The 22,768-nt window shown below is 28.4% G+C and carries 19 protein-coding genes, 1 pseudogene and 1 riboswitch; all 20 genes and pseudogenes read left to right on the top strand.

Annotation, left to right across the window (positions count from 1 at the left end; genetic code table 11):
* Positions 1 to 426 precede the first annotated feature (426 nt).
* Positions 427 to 1,674 (top strand): annotated as a pseudogene (locus B5X49_RS07815) (AAA family ATPase); the annotation flags it as partial.
* A complete protein-coding gene (locus B5X49_RS07810; protein WP_343285820.1) occupies positions 1,654 to 2,478 on the top strand; it encodes a TOPRIM nucleotidyl transferase/hydrolase domain-containing protein in 825 nt (274 codons plus the stop codon). The pseudogene B5X49_RS07815 and the gene B5X49_RS07810, both read left to right, overlap by 21 nt.
* Positions 2,463 to 4,178, top strand: coding sequence for a UvrD-helicase domain-containing protein (locus tag B5X49_RS04860; protein ID WP_045748847.1), 1,716 nt, complete (start codon positions 2,463 to 2,465; stop codon positions 4,176 to 4,178). The genes B5X49_RS07810 and B5X49_RS04860 overlap by 16 nt, the downstream gene beginning before the upstream one ends.
* Positions 4,179 to 4,402: 224 nt before the next feature.
* Positions 4,403 to 7,099 (top strand): ATP-dependent DNA helicase, encoded by a 2,697-nt coding sequence (locus B5X49_RS04855; RefSeq protein WP_052669884.1) that lies wholly within the window; start codon positions 4,403 to 4,405, stop codon positions 7,097 to 7,099.
* Between the two features lie 201 nt (positions 7,100 to 7,300).
* On the top strand, positions 7,301 to 8,314 hold the full coding sequence (locus B5X49_RS04850; protein WP_045748849.1) for a DUF3644 domain-containing protein: 1,014 nt from the start codon (positions 7,301 to 7,303) through the stop codon (positions 8,312 to 8,314).
* Between the two features lie 205 nt (positions 8,315 to 8,519).
* Positions 8,520 to 9,353, top strand: coding sequence for an NYN domain-containing protein (locus tag B5X49_RS04845; protein WP_045748850.1), 834 nt, complete (start codon positions 8,520 to 8,522; stop codon positions 9,351 to 9,353).
* Positions 9,353 to 9,772 (top strand): HNH endonuclease domain-containing protein, encoded by a 420-nt coding sequence (locus tag B5X49_RS04840; protein ID WP_045748851.1) that lies wholly within the window; start codon positions 9,353 to 9,355, stop codon positions 9,770 to 9,772. Before B5X49_RS04845 ends, B5X49_RS04840 begins: the two co-directional genes overlap by 1 nt.
* Before the next feature lie 200 nt (positions 9,773 to 9,972).
* Positions 9,973 to 10,215, top strand: a complete 243-nt coding sequence (locus B5X49_RS04835; protein WP_045748852.1) for a hypothetical protein — start codon at positions 9,973 to 9,975, stop codon at positions 10,213 to 10,215.
* Between the two features lie 40 nt (positions 10,216 to 10,255).
* A riboswitch (SAM riboswitch) is annotated at positions 10,256 to 10,351 on the top strand.
* Between the two features lie 60 nt (positions 10,352 to 10,411).
* Positions 10,412 to 10,819, top strand: coding sequence for a hypothetical protein (locus B5X49_RS04830; protein WP_045748853.1), 408 nt, complete (start codon positions 10,412 to 10,414; stop codon positions 10,817 to 10,819).
* Positions 10,820 to 10,970: 151 nt separating this feature from the next.
* Positions 10,971 to 12,470, top strand: a complete 1,500-nt coding sequence (locus tag B5X49_RS04825) for a DUF2130 domain-containing protein (protein WP_168711916.1) — start codon at positions 10,971 to 10,973, stop codon at positions 12,468 to 12,470.
* Between the two features lie 104 nt (positions 12,471 to 12,574).
* Complete coding sequence (locus B5X49_RS04820; RefSeq protein ID WP_045748854.1) at positions 12,575 to 13,384, top strand: prephenate dehydratase; 810 nt, start codon at positions 12,575 to 12,577, stop codon at positions 13,382 to 13,384.
* A 230-nt stretch (positions 13,385 to 13,614) separates the two neighbouring features.
* The gene (locus B5X49_RS04815) at positions 13,615 to 17,187 is read left to right on the top strand and encodes a pectinesterase family protein (protein ID WP_045748855.1); all 3,573 of its coding nucleotides are present in this window, start codon (positions 13,615 to 13,617) and stop codon (positions 17,185 to 17,187) included.
* A 114-nt stretch (positions 17,188 to 17,301) separates the two neighbouring features.
* Positions 17,302 to 17,490 carry a hypothetical protein gene (locus tag B5X49_RS04810; protein WP_045748856.1) on the top strand — a complete coding sequence of 63 codons (189 nt, stop codon included), beginning with the start codon at positions 17,302 to 17,304 and terminating at the stop codon, positions 17,488 to 17,490.
* Positions 17,480 to 18,181: a hypothetical protein gene (locus B5X49_RS04805; protein WP_045748857.1), complete on the top strand. Its 702-nt coding sequence runs from the start codon at positions 17,480 to 17,482 to the stop codon at positions 18,179 to 18,181. Before B5X49_RS04810 ends, B5X49_RS04805 begins: the two co-directional genes overlap by 11 nt.
* The gene (locus tag B5X49_RS04800; protein WP_045748858.1) at positions 18,178 to 19,029 is read left to right on the top strand and encodes a GNAT family N-acetyltransferase; all 852 of its coding nucleotides are present in this window, start codon (positions 18,178 to 18,180) and stop codon (positions 19,027 to 19,029) included. The genes B5X49_RS04805 and B5X49_RS04800 overlap by 4 nt, the downstream gene beginning before the upstream one ends.
* 155 nt (positions 19,030 to 19,184) lie before the next feature.
* Complete coding sequence (locus B5X49_RS04795; protein WP_045748859.1) at positions 19,185 to 19,652, top strand: hypothetical protein; 468 nt, start codon at positions 19,185 to 19,187, stop codon at positions 19,650 to 19,652.
* Positions 19,645 to 19,860: a hypothetical protein gene (locus tag B5X49_RS04790; protein WP_052669887.1), complete on the top strand. Its 216-nt coding sequence runs from the start codon at positions 19,645 to 19,647 to the stop codon at positions 19,858 to 19,860. Before B5X49_RS04795 ends, B5X49_RS04790 begins: the two co-directional genes overlap by 8 nt.
* Positions 19,861 to 20,148 (top strand): GNAT family N-acetyltransferase, encoded by a 288-nt coding sequence (locus tag B5X49_RS04785; protein ID WP_079560703.1) that lies wholly within the window; start codon positions 19,861 to 19,863, stop codon positions 20,146 to 20,148.
* Positions 20,145 to 20,594: an NUDIX hydrolase gene (locus tag B5X49_RS04780; protein WP_045748860.1), complete on the top strand. Its 450-nt coding sequence runs from the start codon at positions 20,145 to 20,147 to the stop codon at positions 20,592 to 20,594. The genes B5X49_RS04785 and B5X49_RS04780 overlap by 4 nt, the downstream gene beginning before the upstream one ends.
* A 23-nt stretch (positions 20,595 to 20,617) precedes the next feature.
* Positions 20,618 to 22,756: a UvrD-helicase domain-containing protein gene (locus tag B5X49_RS04775; protein WP_045748861.1), complete on the top strand. Its 2,139-nt coding sequence runs from the start codon at positions 20,618 to 20,620 to the stop codon at positions 22,754 to 22,756.
* Positions 22,757 to 22,768: the final 12 nt, after the last annotated feature.

The following is a 22,768-nucleotide window of genomic DNA, read 5'->3' as shown; positions in this document are numbered from 1 at the left end:
CATAGCTTATTTTATATGTGGGAGACATATAATATAGCGCCTTTTTTAAGGTTCTGTATGTGTCATCCATAGTATAGATAGTTATGTTTAGTGATTTGGGGGTTTTATTTATAGTAATTTGTAAAGCACAATTTATATTTAAAATTATCTTGATGCAGTTATGATATAAATAATAGACAGATTTTCGGTTAAAACTACCCAGCTAGATTTAAAGTGTTTTAAATAAGTTATTATGAGTATCCAGTACTATCTTAATGTAAACTTATGTAACGTGAATAAGATTTGGTGGCTATGAACACATTACATTATTTTCTAAATTAATATCAAAGATGTAATGTTATAAATATCAAAATATCCTTTGACTTAAGTAACAAATGATTAATATTTGCATATATATATATTTAAAGTTAAATAATCAATCTTAAAATGTCTGAACTAAGGGGTAATCAACAAATGAGAATCAATAATGTAGAGATTTCAAATTTTAGAATATTAAAGAGCATATCAACTAAAATGACCGAGATGATGTTATTAGTTGGAAAAAATAGTAGTGGAAAAACATCGTATTTCGAGATTTTTGATATCTTTTATGGCAATAAAAAATTTATATTATCTGATTTTTCAAAGGGGTTAATTTCTAAAACTATAATTAATTCAATATACAAGGATTTCAAAGACCTAAAAAACATGGATGAGGAGTCAATTAACAAGTTAATTCAGCGATTTCCAGTGATTGAACTTAAGTTAACTTTGGACTTATCGGATATAAAAGACTATTCAAAAATCAAGCCCTTGATATATGAGTTTCAGAATAATGAATCATTAATTTTGGTTTCAAGATACAAAATAAGTAACATAGTGAATTTTATTAAAAATTACGAAGAATATAAGCAAAAAATAGAGGAAAAATATAAAGGAGTTATTGATTTTTTCGACTATTTCATAGATGAATATGAAAATTATTATAAGGTCGAACATTATACTACTAAACTTGGAAAACACAGTAAATCTCCGTTAATTGATAATAAAATTATTGAAGATATTTTTAGGATTAATATCATTAAAGCAAGAAGGGATGTTGATGATGCAACTGATCAAAACAAACAAACCATTTCAGCATCTTTGTGGAAGTACTTCCAACTCACTAATAAATCAGAGGTGAAACATAAGCATCTTTTTGCGAATCAAACGAGTTAAATTAAATCAACGTTGGAATCAAAATATGAAGAAATATTTGATGACATAATTGAGACAATCCATAGTGATTTGTTTTTAAATGATCCCAGTTCAACATTAAAAGTTCAATCTGATATTGACATAGAAACTATGCTAAGGTCTAATGCAAAACTTAGATATATTATGGATGATATAGAATTATCAGAAGCGTATAACGGATTGGGTTTCAGTAATTTAATATTTATCTTTATTGAAATTTATTATTTCAACTCTTTAGTGTTGAAAGATAATAACCCACTAAATATTTTATTTATTGAAGAGCCAGAATCTCATCTACATCCACAAATGCAGCTTACATTTTATAAAAAGTTACAAAAGGTCTTAGATGATAGTAAAAATACTTACATAATATTTTCAACGCACTCATCGCACTTGTTAAGCATAAGTGATTTCAGTAACATTAATTACTTTTATAGAATAAAAGACAATGTATCGATTAAATCACTAGAAACATTTATTACAGAAAATCAAAATTTTGAAATATTCTTAAGAAAATATTTTAAACTTAATACAGCTGATTTATTCTTTGCTGATAAAGCTGTATTATATGAAGGAAGTGCTGAACGAATTTTATTTCCAGCTTTTATTGAAAAATATGATATGAAAAATAAATCAAATATTAGTAATCAACACATAGCATTATTTGAAGTTGGTGGTAGATATGCTCATGTATTCTATAAACTTTTAGAATACCTAAATCTTAAAACCTTAGTGATAGCGGATATTGATAGTATTAACGATAAAACAAGAGTAACTTGTAATATTATAGATGACATTAGCACATCCAAAAAGAGAATAAAGACATCAAATGGTGTTATCAAAAGCTGGTTTGAAATGATAGGTAAAGACTTGTATGTTCTAGATTTAATAACCAAATCCAAAGAGTCATTTATTTCGACTAATGGAGAAAAAAGTATGAAATTGACAACACAATTACCAAAAGAACCGAATTATCACTGTGGTAGAACACTTGAAGAAGAAATGATTATCAAAAATGCGATAAAAATAGTTGAGGATATCAATAAAAAAATAACTGATGAAAAATTTGATAATAAGTTTAAAATTATTAAAAACATTATTGATAAAAGTGAAAAAATTGATTCTAAATTTCTTATTGATAATGCCTTCAATATAGTTGAAAAAATTGATAAAATGGGATTTGCCTTAGAACTCATAGAGAACTTAGACATTTGGGATCTACCTGAGTATATTGAGGAGGGGCTAAAATGGTTGGAGAACTAGGTATTATAGGCCAAATCAAATCTTGTATCAACAATAAAAACAATTTTATAATTGATGCTGGTGCTGGATCAGGAAAAACATTTAGCCTAATTCAGACAATAGAAGCCATATTACAAGAACAGATTAACAATCATCAGAAAGTACTATGTGTCACATTCACAAATGTCGCGAAGAACGAAATAAACGATAGATTATCATTGAATACTGATAAAATTATTGTTAGTACTCTTCATGATTTCATATGGGACTTTATCAAACAATTTCAAATTAATCTTCAATTAGAAGTGGAAAATCTCGCTACAAAAAAAGTTCAAAGGATTAAAGATGAAATTCAAGAGGCACAAAGGAAAATTGATAATCCCACAAGAAATACAAATATAGATAAGCAAATGAGGATTATTGAGAATAATGAAAAAAGACTTCTTAAATATAAAGATATAGACTATAAGAATCTAGAAATTACTTACGACGTATACTCGGGTTATCACAAGGGCAAAATCTCTCATGATGATATTATATCGATAATGAGTAATTTTCTTGAAGATGAGTTTTTTTCAAAGCTTCTATTAAGTACTTACCCATATATATTAATCGATGAATATCAGGATACCGATTGGGATGTCATAAAAAAACTGTTATTAGCCACTAGTAAATTTAAAAAAGAATTTCCAACAATTGTTGGTATGTTTGGAGATAAAATGCAGATGATTTATGAAGATGTTGAATTTAATTTTGACTCACTCGACTTGGTCCAAATAAAAAAAGAGGATAACTATAGAACAGCTATTGAAATTGTTGAAGCTAACAATAAATTTCGAAATGATGGTTTGGTTCAAAATTGCAACAATCAGTACCCTAAAGTGATATTTGGAAACTTATTATTTGTTTATAATAGGAGTCAAGATTATAACCTCAACAAATTTATTAACGATGATGTTGCTTTTTCAACGTATAAAAGATTATATTTAGCAAATAAAAACATCGCTTATGAAATAGGATTCACAGAAATAAGTGATGTTTTTAACTCGGTATTCAATAAAGATGCGAATGATAAGTTATTTAAACTAAAAGATCAATTTATTTCATATGTAATCAATGGTATTGTTGACAAAATAGTTATGTTTGAAAATAAAAATTACTATGATTTAATTCAAAACATTAATTTTGTCAGCGTTGAATCTCTAAATGATCTATTGTCAAAATTGACGAATCTAATCACCATGAAGGATCAATCACTAATCAAATATATTGATTTTTTCATTAATAACAAGTTAATAGATTATAAAAGGTATGAGGAAATTATTTCAAGCTATGATGGTTTTGATAATGGTTTTATTTCTCGAATGAAAGATATAGATATAAATCAATACAAAAAACTATCATTACAAATAAACAATCAAACAACTCTAGATACTTTACACGGTGTTAAAGGAAATGAGTTTGATAATGTTATTGTTAATATTTTCGAAAATCAATCATGGAATAAATACGATTTTGATAATTTATTTTTATTTAAAAATATGACCGACAAACGAGTTATGAGAGCACGCAAATTATTATATGTTGCTTGTACGCGCGCAAAAAGTAACTTAATTGTTAACTATATTGCAGACGCAAATTCTAAAATAGATTTACCAAACCTTGAGATTTGTGTTAAAAAGCATTTTGGTCATAACATGATTTTTAAAACTATGGATTAAGAGTAAATTATGATAAGTATTTTTAGTTTGTGAAGAATTTATATTAAAAAATTTAGCAAGTTTTAATGATTAAGAATCCTAAGATAGAATAAATAGTTGGAGATTGATCTCAAGTTTCCAACAGTAAACATTTTTTAAAAAATTTGATTGATGAATCCGTTAGCAGTAAGTATCTCTATAGAAGTGATTGCGTAGGAAGTATTTATAATTTTATGAGGTGTAAATTGAAAAGTTATCAAGCATTAATAAATGTTAGTAATGCAATAGATGAGAATTTATCATCAGGGTTAGAGAGGGATAAACTTTCTACAAATATTCTAGCACAATTAAGAAATCTTATAGATGCTCTTTTCTTTATGCTTTATGAAAAAGAGCAAAATGTTTCATTAGAATATAATTGGAGTAATATCCCTAAAACTAGAGATTATTGTTATAGCAAATCTAAATACAAATTACTATATAAGTTTTATGACATGTTGCAAGTCTCTACTTCACACTATACATTAGATAACAATAACTCAGAACGTGTTATGCTTAAATATTTTGAGTATCTAGTTGAGATTAAGAATTTTACTAATACAAATTTAAATGTTGAGATTTTAAAAAATATTCAACTTTTTCCTATAAATCAAGATAAAACATTTGATGAATACTATCTAAATATATCAAGTAAAATATTAAGTTTGACAAAATCCAATTATTTCACGGATTTCAAAGATAGATTTTATGTTGAGAAAATTAAACCATTTTACGTTGATGGAAAAATTTTTTATGAAATTACACTTTCACCATGTAATGACAAAAGAAGTAAATTTGATCGAATGATTGTTTTTTCAAAATTCAAAATAGTAGACAATTATGCTGTCAAAATAGGATTAATTGACACAGATGTTTCGATATTAGGATTAAATATACCAATCAAGATTATTTCAAATTGGATGATATCTATTAGACCATGTGAAGTAAATAATCTTGCAAAAATCTTTAAGATGGATACAGCATTTAAATCTGAAACCAAAGAGTTTTATGAAACAATGAAATACCTAACAATGAATAATCTTAACTTATTTGATATTGTTACATTTTCTGACATAGAATACAAGAGGATTTTTGACGAACTACATGAAAATAAACGCGTAAGTGAAACTTTTTTCAGTTTATTGAATGAATGTAGAAAAATTGTTAAGAAAAATAAACCAGGTAGTAATATTATTAGATATTTTCTATATAGTTTGAAAAATAAAGTAATTAAAACACAATATCAAAGAAATGATAATACATACTTATCAAACTTGAAACTAGAGTATGGATGTATTCCTTTTGACAAAATGCCTTATTGCACTTCGTTGATTAACCATAATCCAAGATTATTTGATTTATTTGAGTGTATTCCAATTCAAGGTAGAGAGCATGAACTCATGGCTCGTAAGATTAAAAACAACACAGAACATGATGCAATGTTATACACTCCAATCGCTGATCTTGTAGATTTTGAAGATTTAAATACACTTATAGATAAATATAATAAGAGTCTATATTATAAGCACTTAGGTAGAAGACTTGAAATTGATAAAAAACAGATTTATATATCTGAATATGAAAAAAATACTATGATTATTTTAGATTTGATTTTTAATCTTACAAAAAAAGGAATAGATCAATATAAGAATACTGTAGATTTTTGGTTAAATGAGTATAATGAAATTGATGATAAGAATAAGATAGATATAATAAGAAAGATGTTCTCTACTTCTGAAGTTGCAGCAATATATGGGTCTGCAGGAACAGGTAAAACCACACTCCTAAATCATGTGGCAAACTTTTTCAAAGATAACAAAAAGCTATTTCTAGCAAATACAAATACAGCAGTAGATAATCTCAGAAAAAAAGTTAATGCATTAAATTGTTCATTTAGTACAATTGCTAAACATATATATAAACCACTCAATACGGATATACTGATTATTGATGAGTCTAGTACGGTTAGTAACTCCGATATGGTAAATATCTTGAAAAATACTAAATATAAACTCTTAATAGTTGTTGGTGATGTTTATCAGATTGAATCGATATCGTTTGGAAATTGGTTTGGATTGCTAAGAAAATTTATAAAAAACTCGAGTTATGAACTTAATCATCCATATAGAACTGAAGATAAAAATCTACGTATTCTCTGGGATTTAGTACGTAAGAATGAATATAATATAGTTGAACATTTATCCAAAAATCAGTATTGTAAGGATCTTGATACAAGTATATTTGATTATGACTCGAACGATGAAATTATTTTATGCTTAAATTATGATGGATTGTATGGAGTTAATAACATCAATAGACTTTTACAACTTAAAAACCCTAATAGTGCATATCAATGGGGGATTTGGACGTACAAAGTGAATGATCCAGTTATTTTTAACGAATCAGAAAGGTTCCCAAACGTCATATATAATAATCTAAAAGGAATAATAAGAAAGATCATTTTAAATAAAGATAATATTGACTTTGAGGTAGAAATTGATAGACCTCTAAATTCATTTAACCTCGATGAAGGTTTAGAACTCATTAGTTCGAAAGATGGGAAGTCAGTTATAAAGTTTAATGTTACAAAAGATACTGATTCAGATAATGATGACTCATTACTTGAGTCAATTATTCCTTTTCAAATTTCCTATGCAGTTTCTATACATAAAGCTCAGGGTCTTGATTACGATTCAGTCAAGTTGATTATTACTTCTGAAATTGAAGAAAACATTACTCATAATATATTTTATACTGCAATAACAAGAGCAAGAAAAAAATTAACTATTTATTGGTCGCCAGAAACACAAAATAATATTATTAATTCATTTAAACTTAAGAACATTGATAAAGAGTATGGTATTATATCTGAAAAGATGAATCTAAAAGATGGTATTATATAATTTCTTATCATTAAAATTGTAATTTTACACTTTTTATACTCATAGTATATAACTAGAACTTATGCAAAATTGTAACCTTATATTCACTTGCACATCATATACTTACTATTTCAGTATAGTGTCATTGAATTATAACCATTTATAATCAAGTATGACTATAAAGTGTAAAGATGAATAAAGCTTATTGAAAGAGGTGGGCGAATGTCTTCTAAAAATGAAAGTGATAAATTAATAAAAGTCATGTTAGAAAAAAGCCAGGAGGCGTTTTTACTTGCCATAGAAATTTATAATAAGCCTACAATCAAATATAAAGTTGAGGGTTTTACTTTCTTTATTTGTAATGCTTGGGAACTGATGTTAAAATCCTACATGCTTAAAAAAGGAATGCCAATAAACTATAATAAAAAGAGTATCAATAGAACTATTTCATTAACCGATGCGATAAAAAAGATAATGACTAACTCAAAAGATCCTATTAGAATAAATTTAGAAGCAGTTGTTGGTCTAAGGAATATGGCAAATCATTTGATTATTCCAGAATATGCTATAATGTTTAACGATATTTTCATGGCATGTGTATTGAACTATAATAACAAATTGTATCAGTACTTTGAGATAAGTATTAATGAAAAATTACCAACCAATTACATAACTATGTTTTTACCTTCTTCACAGGACACTATTCAAGTCATCAATAGGTATAGCAAAGAAGTCAAGGCTAAATATGAAGCAACTAAAAAATACATAAATCATATTTTGACTGAAACTAGTAGTAACAATATTGTGCCTAAAACTATGGCTATTTCATATCAATTAACGTTTAAGCAAGTTAAGAATATAGAAGAAGCAGATTTTAAAATATCCAAAACATCACCAAAAGAGGCCGAACTTAAAGTCGTTCACAAGGCTGTTGATTCAAGTATTACACATCCTTTATCTAATAAGCAAGTACTATTCCATGTCAATCAAGAACTTACAAAGTTGAATATTCAAATTACTCCTGTTAGTAATGGAGCAAAAACTCATTTTACAACCTTTACTTTTAATCTATATAATAAATATTATAAAATTAAAGACATACCTGAGTTTGCTTACAAACACAAATTAGGGGAAAATTGTTCATATACATACTCTTTAGAGTTGATTCAAAAAATAATATCTGACATTTGTAGTGACCCTGATATATTTAAGAAGATAAAAGAATCCATAAAATAAAAAAAGAACCAACCCTAGGAGCAAAGGAATTCTTGGCTTTCGCCTACTACCATTTGGTAACCCAGCTTTAACCCTTCACAAGTTAGTTCCATAATATTATACTACATAAATTACATTAAACAAGAATTTTTGATTTTTAAATTTTAAAACCAGTAAAGCCAATATTTCAAAAAGTGATATTTGACATAAGAATAAGGGGATAAATATGAAAGTAGCTGTATTGATTGATCTAGACAATATTAAAAATGAAAACTCATTAAGTAGAATTATCGTTGAACTTTCAAATAAAGGAGAATTACTATTTAAATATGGTTTTTATTCCAATTTTAACGATAAGAATATTAAAAGAATTCTTCAGCAGTATGGAATTATACCAGTAATGTTTCCTTCTTTTGTAGATAGTAAAAGTTGTTCAGATATTAGTTTAACTATTAAAGCGTTGGATTTACTATCAAATATAGAAGTTGATTGTTTTGCTATTGTTTCTAATGATTCAGACTTTATATCTTTGTCGAACAGATTGAGAGAAAGTAATAAAAAAACAATACTTGTAACTGATAAACAGTCTATAAATAAGGAAAAATATAATTATTTTGATGAAGGTATTGACATATTTGATTTACTAAATCCCAAGTCAAATATCGAAGAAATTCTAGTATCGAGCAAGGAATTATCTGTAGATGTAGGTGAAAAGAACGAGATAAACACAAATCAATCGGAAAAAATTGATATCGATAATTCAATAGTAGTTGATAATATAAAATATGTTGATTATAGTAGTGAATCTCCATTAATCAGAGATTTGTTGACCAAAATCCAAACTGCTTTTAATAATATTGCAATTGAGAATAACTTTGCACGTTTAAGTATGTTAGTTGAATATCTTAGTAAAAAAGGAAAAAAATTTGATCCTAGAGATTATGGACATACTTCTAAAAGAATCAAGGAGTTTTTCGAAAGAAAATTGAATCAATACTTTGACATAGAAACAAAGAATTCTACCACTTTCATCAAATTTAAAACGGAGGTGATGAGATAATGAAAGTAAGCAAGGAATTAGCCATGCAATTATGGAGAGATGTTTTCGGGTCGGATTTATGGGCAGTAGATTGCTTTGGTACATGGATATATAGAGATGATTATGGAGATATCCAATCCACTAGAATTAGACCAAATGGAAACGGACAAAGGTATAATTATGGATGGGATGTTGATCATATTTTTCCTATTGCAAGAAATGGTAAGGATGCAATGAATAATTATGAGCCTATGCATCATTATAATAATAAGCAAAAATCAGATAATTTAAACTTTAAGATTGGCGACATTCCATATCAAGTTGTTAAGTGTAATATTTGTGGTGGTCATGGTTTATATGGAAAAGGTATCATTAATCAACATACTGGGATTAGAGTTGACTGGAAGGGCGTTCAAAAACGTTATTATACATCTAATTGATTAACGATTATATACATCAACGAAGCCACATTCATTATTTGATTCTGATTCACTTGTAATATGAAAACTATTAGTTTTTGTATTGTATAGTATTTAGTGTAATTAATCCAAGTAAATTAAAAAAAATCAAAATTTAGAATCCTATAGTGTATAAAAAGGTAAAATAGACATACTTGAGATAATATATTGGGGAGATAATCATGAGTAGACCATATAATGAAAAAGATTTAAATAGACAGAGAATTCAAACATTACTTATAGTAGGACCGATACCTATTTTATCATTTATCATAGGTGCAATCTTTTTTAGAGAATCCGTTTTAGGATTAACACTATCCATAGTTGGTGCAATCTTCTTTTCATTACTCTATACCGCAATGTTAATTATCTATAAAAACAGATTAATCATCTTTAAAAAAGAGTCATCAGAGAATAAAAAGTAACGGTTTCTTGACAAAACAATTTATTCCCTCTAAAATATACACACCATAAAGAGAAGGCGAGAGACAAGCTCTATGACCCTTCAGCAACCTGCATAATGTAAGGTGCTAATGCTTGATAGATGGCTCTATATGAAATGCACGTATATATAACGCCATCGATTCGATGGCGTTTTCCTTTTTGGTAGAAAGAGGATATATGAAAAGTAATATCAAACTTGAAGAAGAAACATCATTCAAGAACTTAGTCTTAAGAGCTCAAACAGTTTTCAATACAAAGATTGATCTCTTTGAGTATTTAAAATCATTTAGTCTTTGGCTTAATAATCAAATAAACGATATAGATTCATCAACAATTCTAGTGGATAAATCTATATTAAAAACCCATTCAAAAGAGATTAATGAATCCATGACTCTAATTCTTCTAGATATAAATGAAGCACAAAAAACAGATGAACTTTCAATAAAATTGGGATATTTATCCAGTGCAAAATTTCACTTTTATCATATGAATAAGAGTTATTTAATGTATTTATCGTGTGATCGATTTCCAATAAGATTGTTTAGAGAGATTGATTTATACATAGAAAAAATCCTTAAAGATTGATTTAAATACTAAGAAAGACAGATTCGTGCATCTGTCTTTCTTATAAATAATTTTTATTATTTATGAAACATCAGGAAGAATCAAGTATTCATGAGGTATAATGAATATAAGTAACAAATCAACATACTTGTCAGATGAAAGGGGTAAACATATGGCAAAACTAAAGGTAAGTATCTTAAATCCAACAACACTTAGATTAGAAGAAAAAGGTGATGTTGGAGATACAATTGATTTACAAGAACTACAAAAGGTAGATAGTTCTTTTATTATGGATGCTATTAATTCAGGTAGAGATGAAGCTTATAATGCAAAACTACAATCTATCCTTAAAGAACAAGAACTATCCAAAAAAGTTGCTTTAGAAGAAAAAGAAAAGAACCTAAAAGAAGAAAACTACAAGTTATCACTTGAAAGAGAAAAACTAATAGCTGAAATTAGTAAATTTGAAGAAAAGTTAAAATCAGAAAAGAACTTAACTCAAACAACGTTAAAGTCTGATTTTGCTTTAGAAAAAGAAAGATTAGAATCTAAAGTTAAAGAACTAGAACAATCACTCTTGAAACAAAAAGAACTTATTGTCTTACAAACAGAACAAAAGAAAGATGCTGAATTATCTAAAAGAATTGATGAATATAAAGAAATGGTTCTTCAAAAAGAAAAACAAATTCAGCAACTAGAATCTAAACTGAGTGGTGAAGAAGATAGAAAGAAAGCATTAGTCTATGAGATAGAAGGAAAAACAACTCAAAGCATTAATGAGAAAGAACAAGCCATTTTAAAACTTAAAATGGAACTGGATCAAGCAAAACATCAAAAAGAAATCATTGAAAAAACAATTAAAGAAGATTATGAACGTCAACTTAAACAAAAACAAGAACTTGTTGACTATTATAGAGATTTTAAAGCCAAAGCATCTACTAAGATGTTAGGTGAAACACTTGAACAACACTGTGAGATAGAATTTAACAAACTTAGAGCAACCGCTTTTAAAAATGCATACTTTGAAAAAGATAATGATGCAAAAAGCGGTAGTAAAGGAGACTTTATTTTTAGAGATTACGAAGAAGATGGAACAGAAATTGTATCCATCATGTTTGAAATGAAAAATGAAGCCGATACAACTGCCACTAAAAAGAAGAATGAAGATTTCTTAAAAGAACTCCATAAAGATAGAGAAGAAAAGAATTGTGATTATGCAGTATTGGTTTCTTTACTTGAAGCTGATAATGAACTTTATAATCAAGGTATTGTGGATATGTCTCATAGATATCCTAAGATGTATGTCATTAGACCACAGTTCTTTATACCTTTAATTACATTATTAAGAGATGCTGCAAGAAGTGCATCCAGTGTAAAAAGAGAGTTAATTGAGTTTAAAAATCAAAATCTGGATGTATCTGATTTTGAGAAGAACTTAAATGACTTTAAAACAGCATTCTCTAAAAACTACGATTTAGCAAGTAGAAAATTTGGCGATGCAATTGCATCCATTGATAAATCAATTGAACAGTTAATGAAAACGAAGGAAGCTTTATTATCATCTGAGAATAACTTAAGACTGGCAAATAATAAAGCAGATGATTTAACGATAAAGAAACTTACTAAAAACAATCCGACGATGCAAAAAGCATTTGAGGATGTTAAGAAATAAAATTATGAATAGTGCTATAATAAATAAAAACATATTGAATAAGATTTATTTAAGAAATTCTTAAATAAATCTTTTCTTTAAATCATTATATCTTGAGGTATTCTATGAAAAAGATTGCAGTACTTGGACCTAAAAATACATATTCAGATTTATGTCACCTAGCATTTAATCAATTAACACATCAAAACATATCACCTATATATTATCAAAATGTTAAGGATGTTTTATTGGGTGGAAAATCTTTAGGATATGCCATATTACCAATAGAAAATACATTAGAGGGTTATGTGCAACCACATATGGATTTACTATTTTCAAGTGGGTTAAGTATTGATGCAGAGATTAAATTACCTATTGAATTTGATTATGTTTATAAGAAAGATGCTAAACATATTTATGTTCAATATGTAACTAAAAATCAGTGTATTTTATTTTTAGATAAAAATACAGATAAAAAGATTATCCTAACCGATAGTAACGTTGAATCCTATGATGCATATTTAAGTGATCCTGAGGGTGCTGCGATTGTTCCCAAGCATTTAGTTAAAGAAAGTGATTTATCAATACCTAATGTATCTGATGAGTTAGATAACTATACAAGGTTTTTAATGCTTAAAGGTACACCACATGAATTAAAGATATATAAAGGAAATGAACCTTATAAGGTATCTTTAGTTGTAACACCTAAGGAAGATAGACCAGGCTTGTTATATGGCATTTTAGAGGCATTTAAAGAAGCAAATATCAACTTAATTTCAATTATGTCTAGACCTACTAAAAAGAAGATGGGCACCTACCATTTCTTTTTAGAGTTTATGGTGAACTTAGATAAGAATCATGTAGTTAATGAAGTTCTTAGTTATTTAAAATCTAGTTTTGAGATTAAAGTTCTAGGAATATATCAAATACTTTAATGAAGTTTATAAGATGGGTAATTCCTTCAAGAATTCCCTAACAAATACCTAGAGTTGATTTGTCTATATATAAAGACTTATGACTATTAATAAACACACAAAAGACGCCATTATAGACAAAGTTCCATATGGGTCTTTTTTTGATTCAAAAGCATTGACTTTACTATTTTTTCATGTATATTTATGAATTGTGAAGCGTTTACATTTATAAAAAAGGGGAAATTGAATCCATGTTAAAAAAAGTATTCGTTGTAGTATCTATTTTACTTACAGCTTTCATCTTAGTTGCTTGTGATGGTGTTTCTATAAACTATGGTGAGCTTATTGATGAGGAAGTTTTTAATATACCAAGTGAGGTAAGTTCTAATATCACTTTACCAACAGAAGTTACTGTTGAAGGGATTACTTTTGAAGTGAGTTGGTCTAGTGATAAACCAGAATATCTTACATCAAATGGTGTGGTTAATCGACCTAGTTTTGAAACAGGGGATGTAACAGTCTTGTTAACGGCAACAGTTAGTTATTTAGACTTTAGTGAAGATGTAACAATATCTCTAACAGTCGTAAAACTTGCTCAAGAATCGTATACAGTTACATTCGAATCAAGTGGTGGTTCAACGGTTCCAAATCAAACCGTTTTAAAGAATGGACTTATCGTTAAACCTACAGATCCTACAAAAGCAGACCATACATTTGATGGATGGTATAAAGAAGCAAGTTTTATAACACTTTGGAACTTTGATTTAGATAAAGTTACAAACAATACAACGCTATATGCAAAATTTACACCAGTTGTTGTTGTCACCGAATTTGACGTAATCTTTAAAGATGCGGAAGGTAATGAGTTTAGTAAAGTAGTTGTTGAAAATAACCAAAAGGTAAACCAACCTTTAACAGAACCAACCAAGATTGGATTTGAGTTTAAAGGATGGTCTTTAGATGGAACAAACCTATTTAATTTTGAAGTAACACTTGTAACGGGCGATTTAATATTATTACCTGTATTTGAAATCATGGTATTTGATATTGTATATGAAATACCTGAAGGTGCTACATTATCTACTGAAGGGGATTTAACCTTTACAGTAGAAACAACACCTCTATTAAAAACTGCTAGTTTAGAAGGTATGACATTTATCGGTTGGTTCTTGGATTTAGAAGATGAAACACCTGTAACAACAATTGAATTAGATACTCTAGAAGATGTAGTCTTATATGCTAAGTTTGAAGAAACAGTTGTATTACCTGAAGGAACATTAATTTATACATCAGAAGATTTGTTAGACTTGATTGTTAATGGTGGTGAAGGATTATACCAACTCATGAATGATATTGATATGAGTGGCGTTACATTAACAGGAAGTAGTAAAACATTTGGTGGTACATTTGATGGTAATGGATTTACCATCAGTAATGCCGTTATTAATGGTTCTGGTAATAAAATGGGATTCTTATTTAAAGAAGTCTTAAATGGTGGTATTGTTAAAAACGTTAAATTTAGCAACTCTATCCACAACGGTGGTGGTTCTAGTGAATCAAGCGCTTTTATAAGTGCTTATGCTCAAGGTGGAGCAACCTTCCAAGATATTGAATTCTATAATGTATCCGTTATTCATGCAGGTTCTTATGCAGCGCTTCTTTTTGGAGATGTTGTAAATGATTCAGCAGCAACAGAAATAACAGTTAAGAATATTACAGTTATAAATGATGAAAACCACTGGGTTGAAGGTAACTCTTATGTAGGTGGTTTAATTGGTGCAGCTAGAAAAGCAGTCACCATTAATGTAGAAAATGTTTATTTTGAATCTTGGGTCAAAGCTCCAAACCAAGCTGCAGGTATCATTATGGGCAGATTAAATGCATCTGGTGTGGTATTAAATGTATCTCAAGTGGTTGCTAAAGGCGGAGTAGTAAGTGCTAAGAATGTTGGTACAGTTTTAGGTACGAATGTATCTGGTTCTACAATGAATGCTAACTTTATCTTCATTAGCCATATCACTCAAACATCTGGGACTAATACAGTTAAGATTGGCTCAGGAAATGGCCCAAGTGGATCAACAAATACCTTAACCAATGCATTCTATCAAACAGAATCCACAGTCTTTGTTGTAGGAACAAACCCTATAACAATGCCAGAAGGTACTGGATTATTAAGTAGTGAAATTACAGATGAGTGGTTTGAAACAAGTGGATTTAATCAAACATTCTTTAAAGCGTTAAATGGAACATTAGTCAGAGAAACAGGTGCTACAGGACCTGTAGAAGAAACAGGGTTCTCTGTTTCTTCAAATCAAGTTAAAAAATATTATTTAGTAGGTGAAGCACTCGATCTAACGAACCTACAAGTATATGCAACATTCTCAGATGGTTCAAGTCAGTTACTCGAACCATCCAGTTATACAGTAGAAACAGATGATTTTGATACCAATACATCAGGAAGTTATGAAGTACGTATCATTTATAAGGGTGAGGTGAAATTCTTTATGGTAGATGTTGTTGAAGTTACGCATATTGAAGTTGATACGCTCCTCTTTAAAGAAACCTATATGGTAAACCAAACACTGAATATGGATAGTTTTGTAGTGAAGTCTATGGTGGATGATGGTTCATTTATCATCTTAAAAGATACAGAGTATACACTTAATACAGAGGCACTTAATTTATCTTTAAAAGGTGTATATCCAGTTGTTGTAACATATAAAACATTTGAACCTGTTACAATTTATATTAAAGTACATGAAAAGGATGAATCCAATCCAACAACTGTCAATTTAACAGTTGATGGAAGCTATGAAGGATTAGATGGTGATATAGTTTCAGATAACTTTACATTTAAAACTGTAAAATCTGCACACCAATTCTTAGTCAATCAAAATTATGCATCCACTGTTAAAAAAATTATGTATATTAAAAATGGAATATACAGAGAAAAATTAACAATTACAGTACCTAATCTTACACTTGTTGGAGAAGATAGAGACTTAACCGTATTAACATACGGAGCAGCTTCTAGTATGCTACAACCAACTGGTATTGAATGGGGTACACAAGGTTCTGCATCCATTTCTATTAAGAGTTCTGCAACGAATTTTAATGCAACAAACCTTACCATTCAAAATGACTTTGATTATAATAAATCTAATCTTGCAAATAAACAAGGTGTTGCCTTAGTGAATGAGGCAGATCAAGTCGTATTCTACCGTGTTAATTTTAAAGGGTATCAAGATACCTTATATGCAAAACAAGGACGTCAATATTATTATGATGTTTATATTGAAGGTGTTGTAGACTTTATCTTCGGTAATGGTGGTCCTGCATTCTTTGAATCTTCAGAGATTAAGAGTTTAGCAAGATCAACAGGAGTTATTGCAACTAACAAAGGATATAATACAAGCTCTTCACAACTCTTAACATACGGTTATGTATTCTATCAAAATACATTTACATTTGAAGAAGGTGTACCAACGGGTTCTGTTGACTTAGGAAGACCTTGGGATAAAGATGCAGCCATAGCATATATTGATAATACATTGGATGTACATATCAATCCTAGAGGATGGACAGAAATGTCTGGTAACAATCCTTTAAATGCAAGGTTCTTCGAGTATCAAAATAAAGACATTTTAGGTAATATATTATCTAAGACAACCAATGGTAAACTATTAACAGAAAATGAAGCATCCCTCTATATGGATAAAGATGTATTCTTTGGAACAACCAATGGTCAAGTGACGTTTACAAATACATTTGATTATCAAGGGCAACTCGATGACTTAATAGGTTTACTACCTAGCAACAAGTAAATAATAGTAAAAAACATAACCACCACTTCCTATAATTGAGAAGTGGTGGTTATTGATTTAAAATGGCCAGTATCGTTATATAATAAGTATATAGATAAACAAAGAGGTTATACTGTGGTTGAAATCAATAAAGATAAATTAATTGAATCTATTAAACAAGTGGAATCTATTTTAAATAAGATTCATGCGATTGATTTAAATAAATTAAATAAGTCCCAACAAACACTAATCATCAGGAGAGTTGAAGCATTAGAGATTTCGGTACTACTGATGAAAGAGAAGTTACGCACCTATGAAAAATGATAAACCCTTTACAAAACGTGAATATAATATTTTTTTAAGTTTAAACGGTTTAGTAATTTTAGTCGGATTTATACTCTTAGGTATTGGTGATATTATTGGAAATAATCCTTTAAAGATTTCAGGTATTCTACTGATGATTTCATTGATCATACCTCTAAAGATTTATTTTAAACGATATCAAGGATATGAAAACTTAAATAAAATTAAACGTATTAAAGAGAATACAAATCTATTAACTTTTGAGTTCAAACACACATATGAAGATTTATTAAATCTCATCCATTTAAGTCCTTATTTTAAGACAAATGAACTTGCTATAAAACATGCTTCGATGTATAGAAGAAAAGATATCTATGTTGTTGTAGAAGATTTAAGTACACATGATTCTGAAATTGATAAAATTATTACTTATATCGACGGATTAAAAAATAGGGACCGAGGAATTACTTTGTATTATATTGCATATATGGAAACTGAAGATATAGAACTTCAAGACAAACTAAAATCTTATTACCAAAAATTCTTAATAGATAATCTCAATCAAGTGAGATTTAGTGACTTAATCAATGAAGATTATCATCCTTCTAATAGTTATTTTTATCCAGGCATAGTAAGTGATCTGAAACTCAAAACATATTCAAAACATCTATTTAAGTTTATTCATAAAAAACTCAAAGGAGAGAAAGCATGATTACGTATAAACGATATGAAGTATCTGATATAGAAAAGATGTATCATGCCTTTAACAAGGGATTTTCTGATTATATCATTAAGTTTGATTTAACCCTTGATCGATTTAAAGAACTCTTTTTAAAGATTGAAGGAAATCAACTTGAAAACTCAGTAATGGCTTTAGATGGTTTAATCCCGGTGGGTTTGATGCTTGGAGGTATTAAGGTGTATGAAGGGGTTAAAACCTTAAGATGTGGCACACTCGCTGTAGATCAATCTTATAGAAACAAAGGTGTTGCTCAAAATTTATTTAAGTTACATCATGAAATCGCAGTTGAACACAAGTGCAAACAATTATTTTTAGAAGTCATTAAAGGCAATGAAAAAGCAATTTCATTTTATTTGAAACAAGGATATGAAATTAGTTATGATTTAAATTTTTATCAGCATTTATCACCTAAAGATATTTATGCAGTAAAACCCAATGGTATCGAAATTAAAATGATTGATCTTGAGACTACAAAATCATTTTATTTAGAACATGACAGAATGCATATCAACTGGCAAAATGATTTTGATTATCAAAGACATTTAAAAGATATTCTTTATTACGGTGCATTTGAAGGTGAAAAACTTATTGGTGTCATTGCTATACAAAATACAGGTAAAATCTATTATATTTCCATGATTCCCAACAACCGTTTGATGGGAATCAGTAAGTACTTAATTTATGAGATGGTAAAGCTCATGGATCTAAAAAAACTATCCATTAGTTTCACCAACAATGATAAACTTAAGAACTTTTTATTAAGATTAGATTTCTTTAAACAACCCCTTGCTCAGTATGAGATGTATTTACCTATTTGAAAATAATTATTTTTAGATAGGCTGTTTATATTAGTTAATATATAGATTGTTAATTCAATTAGTTTCATGTAAAATAATTCTATAAAAGCAATTCATCAAACAAAAGTTATGATTTATGTATCATCGTTTATTTTTATATATAAGGAGTGTCTCATATGAAAATTGTAGGGCATCAAGCAAGAGGTTTTGTAGCATTCTACGGGTTTATGATATTCATCATGTTTATGGTAGAAATATTCTTTATTTCGTCATTACTAGAAAGTTCAAATCCAAATATAGACTCTGATGTTTACTATATACTACTATTACCATTAGGTTTTATTGTAACATTAATTTTGGCTATCATTTATGACTTAAGAAAACCATATGAATCGATTGGTTATGATGATCAATATTTCTATATATTTCATCGAAAAAAAACCATCACCATCCCAATTAAAGATGTAGAAACTATACTTTCTAGAAGAGACAAATCCAGAGGTATGACATTCACATCTGGAGCTGTTATTTTTAAGACAGATAACAAAAATTATAAGATTAGAAATATTAGTCAATGTGAAGATGTCGTAAGTACATTACACAAGATCATGAAAGAATCGGTAAAGGAAAGATTTGATGTTTGAAATTAGACTTGTTCAAAAAGAAGATGCGAAAGATATGCTTGAGTATTTAAAAAAAGTGGGTGGTGAAACCGACTTTTTACTCTTTGGTAACGAAGGTATTCCACTTTCACTTAAGGAAGAAGAAACTCTTTTGGAACGAATGAATCAAAGTCCTTATGCAAAAATGTATATTGTAAAAGATAAAGATTTGATTATTGGTAATGCATAGATTCATACATCAACTAAACCTAGAATTCAACATAAAGCAGAACTTGCAATATCTGTTTTAAAGTCATATTGGGGTAAAGGTGTATCCAAACTCTTAATGAATCAAGTTATAGATTATGCAAAAAATTCTGGATTCATTGAAATGATTTTATTAGAGGTTGCAACAACAAATCTAAGAGCCATTAAACTCTATGAATCATTTGGATTTAAATCCTATGGTGTTGCAAAAAATGCGGTAAAATTAGAAAATCGTTATATCGATTGGGAACTCATGAGATTGGATTTATGAATATATTAGAAACCGTTTTGGTTTATATCATAAAGTCAGATCAAGTTTTACTCATTCATAAGACAAAAAAAGATATGAATGAGGGAAAATATTTAGGTATTGGTGGAAAAATTAAGATTGGTGAATCGATTGAGGATGCGCTCATTAGAGAAACCAAAGAAGAAACCAATCTGGATCTATTAAACTACCAACATGTAGGTAATGTTTATTTTAAGAATATTGATTACGAAGAAAAAATATATTTATTTAAATCAGATGCTTATAAAGGAAATTTAAAAGCATCTAATGAAGGAACACTTCACTGGGTTGATATAAAAGATATCTACAAACTTCCTATGTGGGAAGGGGATAAATACTTTTTAAGTAAACTGTTTTCAAAAGTTTCGTTTTTCGAAATAGTTTTAGTCTATGAAAATGATGTACTCGTTGATACAATAGAATTATAATTTGTTGAAGTTAGGGGATAACGATGAAATACAATTATACTGAAGACCAGCTTAAAGCAATTGAAACATCTGAATCCTGCTTTTTAGTTTTAGGGAGTGCAGGAACTGGTAAAACACACGTTTTAGTCGAACGTGTTTTACATTTAGTTTCAAAACAACACCTCCAAATTGAAAAGTTATTAATTCTAACATCCAATATGAATGATATGTATCAAATCAAAGAAAAGTTGAATCATGAAGTAGATGTATCCAAACTATCCATTTATACAATGGATATGTTTGCTTTAAAGATTATTTTAGATTTTGAAGGTTATCAAAAAAAGTTTGTAAGTCAATCATATTTAGAAACGGTTAAAAGTGAATGTATCAAGCAGTTTTGTAAAACAGATAAAATCTATTTGGATTACATGAGAAACCCTAGAATCTATCCCAACATTACAATTGAAGCAGAAAATCTTTATTTTGAACGTATAGAAAAGGAAAAACTTACACTGAGGTTTATTCCAATATCCTATGCGATAAGCCTTCTTAAGAAAAATGAATCTTTAAGACAACAAATTATAAGCACATATCATACAGCTATGATTGATAATGCACAAGATTACAAAGATGAATATATTGAATTCATTCAAACTTTTACGAATAATACTCAAGATTTGTATGTTCTTGGAAATGATGATCAAAATTTATCTTTAACATCTTTAAAAGAAACCTATCTTTATCAAGTATATCATTCTAAGAAGTTCAGCAAGATTTTGTTAGTTGATAATTATAAAACAGATAAATCTATTATGAAACTTGTAACACTAATCTATCATAATCAAGATAGAATAGATAAGGTTTCAAAATATATGATTGATCAACATTATAGACCATCGCTTTCATTCCATGAATTTAGAAAAGACATAGTTGAGGAGCTTATAAAAGATTTAGAGAAATTACATCAAGAGGGAATAGAATACTCAGATATCGTTTTAATCGTTGGAAACGAAGAAGATAAACTTTATTATGAAGCGGTTTTAAATAGAGCAAAAATTGGAATGAATATCCATGTACCTCATATAGATATTGAAAGTGATGCTTTCTTAGCACTCATGAAATATGTAGACCAATATGAGAAAAATGATTACAATAAGAGCCTATTTGAACTGGTTTTATCCATACTCAATCAAGCGCTTATTGCAAGTATGGATCAAAATATAATACTTGATTTGGTGGCTCATTTTGAGCGATTAACTAGATCAAATGATTTAAAAGAATTTATACTTTATATTTTAAGTGAGGGGTATCAACAAGTTTTTGAATCCATCGATAACACCGTTCAGGTATTATATGTTGAAGCATGTAGAGGACTAGATTTTAAATACGTTTTTGTTCCAGATGTTGCATCATGTCTAAAGAATGATTTAGAACATTCAAGAAGAGTGATGTATAACATACTTTATACAGCTAGAAACTTCATATATTTATATGGATTAAAGAATAACCACCATGTCGTTATGGATGAGTTAAAAGAAATTATTTCAAATTGGAATGCTGTAAAAGTTCCATCATCACTTTATAAAAATATTATAAAGAGTGAACATACTTATTTAACAAGGGATTATCAAATTACTTTTGAACACGTCTTAGAAAAATACAAGAATTATCCAAAGCTTTCAAACGAACTAACATACTTAATAGAACTGATTAAAAATTTTGATGTATTACTGAATAAAGGTGACAAAACCACTAATGTAGATATCTACATGCAAGCATTTAGATACTTCATACAACATACCTTAAAAGTCACAATGGATACATTACACGACGAAAAAAGAACTGTGATTGCATCTTATTTATCAGGAGGTTCTAGTGGTGTATTGGATTTAGAGGCGGATTATAAAAAGTTAATCTTAAATGATTGTTTAAGCGAGAAGTTTAGTACAACAGAATTAAAAGGAATACATGATATTTATAGATACCTATCTGCAAGCCACCACAAAAATGATGATAGAAAACTACCAAACCAAGATTTAAAACAAGCCAGTGAAAACATCTCAATTTATAGAAGATTTTCAAATAAAGAAAAGATAAATTATTATGTATCTGTGATTAAGTTCTTCGACCATATTAAATTAAGTGACAAGAAGTTACAAGTGATTGAAAGTTCTATCGAATAATGAAAATAGGGT

The organism is Acholeplasma oculi, assembly GCF_900166985.1.
GTDB classification, from domain to species: Bacteria; Bacillota_I; Bacilli_A; order Acholeplasmatales; family Acholeplasmataceae; genus Acholeplasma; species Acholeplasma oculi.
The sequence above is the reverse complement of the archived record's forward strand: the minus strand, read 5'-3'. Positions and strand labels throughout refer to the sequence as shown.